This is a genomic window from Idiomarina sp. UBA4206 (assembly GCF_002383015.1).
Lineage (GTDB): Bacteria > Pseudomonadota > Gammaproteobacteria > Enterobacterales > Alteromonadaceae > Idiomarina > Idiomarina abyssalis.
Genome location: NZ_DFTS01000031.1, coordinates 11,297 through 17,788 on the forward strand (window position 1 = coordinate 11,297; position 6,492 = coordinate 17,788).

Here is a 6,492-nt window from a genome sequence, read left to right on the forward strand (position 1 = left end):
TGAGGTGACTGCCATGTAGTGGCCAATTTTGTTGGCGAAAAACATAGCGGCCATAAGCACACCAATAAATACACCATAAGCCAAATTATGAGTTGCAACTACCACACTTACAGTGGTGAGCATAACGATATTAGATGAGAGCGGATGGGTTTTTAGATTGCGAATGGAAGCCCAACTAAAGGTGCCAATGGATACCATAATCATCACGGCGACTAATGCCGCCATTGGAATAATAGAAATCCAATCGCTTAAAAACACCACCATGATTAATAGCAGCGCGCCGGCGAGAAATGTTGATAAACGCGTGCGGCCGCCGGACTTTACGTTGATAACCGACTGGCCGATCATCGCGCAACCGGCCATACCGCCGAGTAAGCCGGTGGCGACGTTAGCAATACCCTGGCCTTTACACTCGCGATTTTTATCGCTGGTGGTATCGGTCATGTCATCCACAATTGTCGCCGTCATCATGGATTCCAATAAACCGACTGCTGCCAGTGGAATCGAGTAGGGCAGAATAATCATTAGCGTTTCAAGGTTGAGCGGTACTTCTGGCCACAAGAAAATTGGCAAGGTATCGGGTAGGTCACCCATATCGCCTACGGTGCGAATATCAATTTTGAAAATTAATGCAATCGCAGTGAGCACCAGAAGGCAAACGAGAGGCGAGGGAATTATTTTTCCGATTTTAGGAATGTAGGGAAACAAATAGATAATGCCGAGCCCCGCAGCGGTCATGGCATACACATGCCAGGTGACATCGGTAAGCTCGGGCAACTGCGCCATAAAAATTAAAATTGCCAGTGCATTTACAAAACCGGTAACGACTGAGCGGGAGACAAAACCCATCAAATCGCCCAAGCGCAAATAACCCGCGACGATTTGAATCGCGCCAGTTAATAGCGTCGCCGCCAATAAATATTGCAGCCCGTGCTCTTTTACTAAGGTCACCATCAGCAGTGCCATGGCACCGGTTGCGGCAGAGATCATCGCTGGGCGACCACCGGCAAAGGCAATCACTACCGCCATAGAGAAGGAGGCATACAAACCGATTTTAGGATCGACTCCGGCGATAATTGAAAAGGCAATCGCTTCCGGAATTAATGCGAGCGCCACAACCAGGCCCGATAAAAAATCGCCGCGAATGTTGGAAAACCACTCTTCTTGAATTTTTTTGAATTGCATGGGGGAAGCTCAACAATTTGCAAATTAAAGCGAACCCACGAGCAGATAACAAATCGCAGCCGGCAACAATCTCTTTTTTGGGCAGCTGCAAGACACGCCCGCACGGGAACTCCTAGTTTTTGCAAAGTTTATGGAAGTACGCTGCAAGCCCGGAAACCTTGACGGCTGGGCTTGAACACGGCGCAAAAATCAGGCTGGATCGGTTCAATGAAACCAATCAGAGAAGAAAGGAAATTTACATGGGTCGGTAAGTTAAAACGCCAGTGGCAAAGACCAACACAGCGCAGAACGGATTAAACGTCGGTGCGGCTAACGGCACCGAAGCCCGGGATTTTAACATGTGGCCATGGAAAACACCGGCTCTTACTGGGCATTAAAGCAAATGAAGCGNNTTCTTTCAGGGTCGTTAACATAAAAAAAACACCTATTAAAAATCGCACACAATTTGCGGTTATAACAAATACCACTGCGCTGCCATATTAAAAATTTCAGCGCAGACGCAAATTTATTAGCAAAACAAAAGAATATAAAACATTGCACGCCAGCAATAGCCAGACGCAATCTAACGGAGGGAGAGAAAAACTAAGGCGGCGTTAATGCCGAAGGTAACCGAATCATAACTGTTAACGACTTCACATAAAAAAGTGCGCGCACCTTAGCAGCCGAGGCAAAATTTGGCAAGGTTAAAAAATGTGCAGATCGATATTAGAGGCACTATCTTTTCTAGCGTTGTGTAAGGCGTCAATATGATTGTGAGAACTACCAAATAGAATCCGAGTGAAAAGCTTTGTAAAGTGCAGTATCAATAAGGAGAAGGTCTAATAGCAGTGCTGCTTTAGATCCGTTTATGCTGATGCCCCACTCAGCACAAAGGACATAATTCCGCCGTTCCGTTTTCCCAGTTAACCAAAACGCAGTCAGCATTTCACTAGGATCACTTCCATGAAATGGTATGACTCACTCCACTGCTGCTTGTTGTTCAGGCATTGGTTACATAAATAAGATTGGTTTAACTGCTTGGTTTAATTATTTAACGAGTTGAGACAAGAGACGCACCCATCACTTTAGCCATTGACATGCACTGGCTGTGGCGAAGCTTTGTCTAAATGCAGAGGATTTATGAAAACATTGATCGTTTACATCCATTTAATTGCCGCCTGTATCTCTATTGGGATTCTGCTGAATCAGGATTTAGCGCTGGCAAAATCGCTCGGTAAACCCTTATCAAAAACAGCCATTCAAGAGCTATCAAAGTCGGCAGATGTGATGTTTGTCGCTCTGGTTGCGCTCTGGATTTCAGGCTTGACGCTGGTTGTGATGGGCTATTTAGATGCCCCTCAACAATATCTGTTAAATGAAAAACTCTGGGCGAAATACACCGTGGTATCAATTCTGACACTCAATGGATTGCTGCTGCACTTTTTCAGTTTCGCGCGTATTACCTCTCCCAGTGGCCTGCTGACATTTTCTGCCCACGAACAAATTTTGGTAGTAATTACCGGTGCTATTTCATCGGTCTCTTGGTTGTTTGCGTGCTACCTCGGTATTGCGCGCAACTGGAATCACAATGTCAGCTATGAATTTGTAATGACAGTGTACGGCGCATTTTTATTTATCGCCTTTCTTGTTGCTGGCAGTGTTTTGTATAACCTGCACCGCAAAGATTCTTGCGAGTTCCCCCAGAATTTTTATTCTTAATTTAAAGAGCAATCGTCATGCTAACTCAATCATTTGCCACTACCTTGCTCAAAGGAATTGCACTCTGTAGTGCGATTGCATTGTTATACGCCTGCGGCGGTAGCCCTATCGAATCTAGCGATGCCTCACCTGCGCTGGGATCCAGTAGTGCACCTGCGGTTGACTCAAGCTCGGCCGTTTCAGTAGAAGCCAATAGCAGCTCAGTGGCATCCAGTATCGCACCTTCACCTTCTAGCTCAAGCCTTGGCCTGTCTAGCTCATCTGCCAGCAGTGTACTTAACAGTAGCACACATTTTTCCAGCGTATCTTCTTATAGCCGAGTGGTGTCGAGCAGCATTGGCCTATCCAGTTCATCTGCCAGCAGTACACTTAGTAGCAAATTATCAAGCAGCAGCAAGAGTTCATTGACAGCGGTAAGCAGTTCATCCAAGAGTAGCGCCGCTGCAACCAGCACCTGGCAGCTGGACTCGGCCAATTCTTACCTCAACTTTGTCAGCGCAAAAAACACCCATACGCTTGAAGTGAGTCATTTCGCCAGCTTGTCCGGCGATATCACCCAAAACGTTGCCAAGCTGGTTATTGACCTGAATAGCGTGAACAGCGGCATCACCCTGCGCGATCAACGCCTGCGCGATTTACTCTTTCAAACCACGCAATTCCCCACCGCAACGGCCACCGTTAACTTACCAAGCAATCTGCTCAGCAGTTTGGCGATTGGCGCAGAAACCCAACAAAACATCAGCGCCGAACTGGATTTACACGGTGTAAAAACAACGCTGACTACCAAGCTTTCGGTGCATAAATTGAGTGCTACACGTGTTGCTGTGCAAACCATCGCCCCGGTGCTGGTCAACCCGGCTGATTACGCCCTTAGCAATGGTATTGAAGCGCTGCGGGCGGCGGTGGGCATTGCCTCTATCAGCGCTACGGCGCCGGTGGATTTCACCCTTATCTTCGACGCTCGTTAATCAGATGTGCAGAGAGAAAATAACATCATGAAAACATTTCTGAAAATCGCACTGCTAACGACAGGATTGCTGATGACCTGTGCATCGGCCTACAGCCAGACTTTAGGCAGCGCGAGCTGGCTTGTTGATACCAGTAAATCATCACTGCATTTTGTTTCGATCAAAAATACCAGCGTGGCGGAGAATTTCACTTTCAGCCAACTACAAGGCACAGTGGCGAGCAATGGTACCGCCACTTTGACGATTCCTTTAACCAGGTTGCTAACCGGCATCGACCTGCGCAATACCCGTATGCAAAACCTGCTGTTTGAAACCAGTATGCTGCCTAACTTGCACTTCACTACCCAGCTGAATTTAACCGCGATTGATACGCTGGCAGTGGGCAGTGTGAGCACTCAAACTTTCAACGGCAATTTGACTCTGCACGGTGTTACCCAGGCGATCACCTTTGATGCCACCCTGCTCAAACTCAGCGCCACCAATGTCAGCCTCACACCGCGCAAACCGATTTTAATTAATAGCGCCGATTTCGACCTCAATGCCGGTATTGAAGCGCTGCGTTCCGTAGCCGGCGCGATCAATATTGCCGAGCGAGTGCCGGTTTATTTCAAAATGTCGCTGACCAAAAGTAATCCGACCAATGTACCTGCCATCGCCCTAACCGCCCCGCCGGTAGCACCACAAAGTCTTAAAGGCACCATCAGCCAGGTCACCGGATTGGCGAGCTTGACCTGGGCCGATGTAAATGCCAACGAGACTGGATTTATCGTGCGCCGCAAAGGCAGCGATGCGCGCTGGATCAGCTTGACTAAAACCGCACCCAATACAGTGACCTATGACGATAGCTTGGCAGCTATTCCCGGTGCCTATGAATACAAAGTTATCAGCCTGATCGATAGCATTCCCTCGGCACCGACCACCGCTGTCGCGTTGACTTACACCAAAGCGAGCAGTGCATCCAGTACCAATTCAGTAATCAACAGTTCAGTTGCTAAAAGTTCCAGCAGTGCCAAAAGCTCTACCGCCGTACAGCCAGGCAATGCCGCCACCGGCGCAACCCTGTTTGCAGCCCAGTGTGCAGGGTGTCACGCTGGCGGGGCACTGTTTAGCAATATTCCCGCACGTGTCAGCAACAATACGCTGATATCAAAAATTGACCTGACCATGCCGCAGGGTAACCCAGCTAACTGTGTCGGCCAGTGTGCAGCAGATGTAGCGGCTGGTGTAGCAAATCAGTTTGGCGCCAAAAGCTCCAGCTCGGTGGCCAAAAGTTCTAGCAGTGCCGCCAGTTCTACCCCGGTGGCATCGGTAGACTGTTCCAACATGCAAACCTTGATGCAAAGCGCGGAACTGAATTGCACCAACTCCTCCTGCCATGCTGCCAGCCCCAGTCAGGCCGCCAAGTTTGCGCTGACCGGTACACTGGAAGAAATTGCGCATCGTTTGGGCAATGTGAATTCAGTTAACAGTAAATGTGGTGGCGAGAAAGTTATCGACCTGAACAACCCGAGCAACTCGCTGTTGCTTAAATTAGTCGACCCTAATTCCGGTACGCAATGCGCACAAAAAATGCCGTTTGGCACTAGTACTGGCGTCTCACCAGCGCACTTCCAATGCTTCCAAAAATGGGTGGGCGACATAGCCGCGGCCGCCGATATTCCCGAGCCACCAGCGACCAAACCCTTTGAGCCGACACGGCCTTTTAACGCGCTCAATAAAGTGAAATTGCTGCTGCACGGCGGCGCAGTCACCGGCGCTGAATTGAATAAAGTGAGCCCCGCTGGCACCAGCCTTGATCAGACTGCGCTGAAAAAACAGATTACTGATTGGATGGCGACACCCGAATTTGAAGTGAAATTCAAATCGTTTTTGCAGCTCGCTTTGCAGCAAAAGAATGTCAATCCAGACACCCAATGGCGCAACCAGTTTGATGTGCTCAACAACGCCAAAGTGATGGATGGAGTGAAACTGATCTCCACCCTGGAAGAGAGTTTTGTGCGCACAGCCTACAAAATCTTCACCAGCAATAAAGATTTCCGCACCGTTGCCACTACCCGCGAGTGGGAGGTGACCACCGCCATCCTGACTGCGTTAAGTTATGCAGATTATGAGGCGCGTTTCCCTTTTGGAACCGATCTCAGATCCTTTGCTAATTTATGTGGCGACAACGACGGTGGCGGCGTGGATGAAACCGCTATTTGTAGCGGCATAGATGACTACAGTGACTGGCGTACCGTGCGTTTGGTACAGGGCACCAGTCGCGCTGCTTTCTCCGATACGCAAGGTATGGTGAGCGGTTTAAGAGCCATCCCGGCGGGTGGCAGCTATAGCTTATACGCACCTCGTGTGGGCTTTTTTACTACGCCCGCCTTTTTCCAAAGCTGGGAAAGCAATACCGGCAATAGCTTCCGCGTAACGGCAAACCAAACCATGATTGCCGGCTTGGGTTTAACCTTTGAAGCGGGTGACATCACGCCGTCTGGCGACCAAAGTGCAATCGATAACGCTCACGCCGGTCCAAACAACGCGGAATGTTATGCCTGCCACCGTATGATGGATCCGATGCGTCAGGTGTTTAAAAATTCGTATCACGTGTTCCGCAGCCGCGCGCTGACCACACCCACCAAAGTTACCGCCGCCC

General features: G+C 49.2%; 5 protein-coding genes. 3 read left to right on the forward strand and 2 right to left on the reverse strand.

Annotation, left to right across the window (positions count from 1 at the left end; genetic code table 11):
• The coding region (locus B3180_RS06490; RefSeq protein WP_286843632.1) for a SulP family inorganic anion transporter at positions 1 to 1,185 on the reverse strand (1,185 nt) is incomplete at its 3' end.
• 1,119 nt (positions 1,186 to 2,304) lie between these two features.
• Here B3180_RS06490 and B3180_RS06495 point away from each other — a divergent pair.
• Complete coding sequence (locus B3180_RS06495; RefSeq protein ID WP_286843634.1) at positions 2,305 to 2,883, forward strand: hypothetical protein; 579 nt, start codon at positions 2,305 to 2,307, stop codon at positions 2,881 to 2,883.
• Between the two features lie 25 nt (positions 2,884 to 2,908).
• On the opposite strand, the gene B3180_RS06500 is transcribed toward B3180_RS06495, so the two are convergent.
• Positions 2,909 to 3,172, reverse strand: a complete 264-nt coding sequence (locus tag B3180_RS06500) for a hypothetical protein (RefSeq protein ID WP_286843636.1) — start codon at positions 3,170 to 3,172, stop codon at positions 2,909 to 2,911.
• Positions 3,173 to 3,287: 115 nt separating this feature from the next.
• On the opposite strand from B3180_RS06500, the gene B3180_RS06505 reads away from it, so the two are divergent.
• Entirely contained in the window at positions 3,288 to 3,851 is a 564-nt protein-coding gene (locus tag B3180_RS06505; RefSeq protein ID WP_286843638.1) for a YceI family protein, read from the forward strand.
• A 27-nt stretch (positions 3,852 to 3,878) separates the two neighbouring features.
• Positions 3,879 to 6,492 (forward strand): YceI family protein (locus tag B3180_RS06510; RefSeq protein WP_286843640.1); only part of this gene is annotated, 2,614 nt, incomplete at its 3' end.

Coding starts and splice junctions, on each gene's coding strand:
- B3180_RS06495 (WP_286843634.1), top strand. CDS start 2,305: ATGAAAACATTGATCGTTTACATCCATTTAATTGCCGCCTGTATCTCT.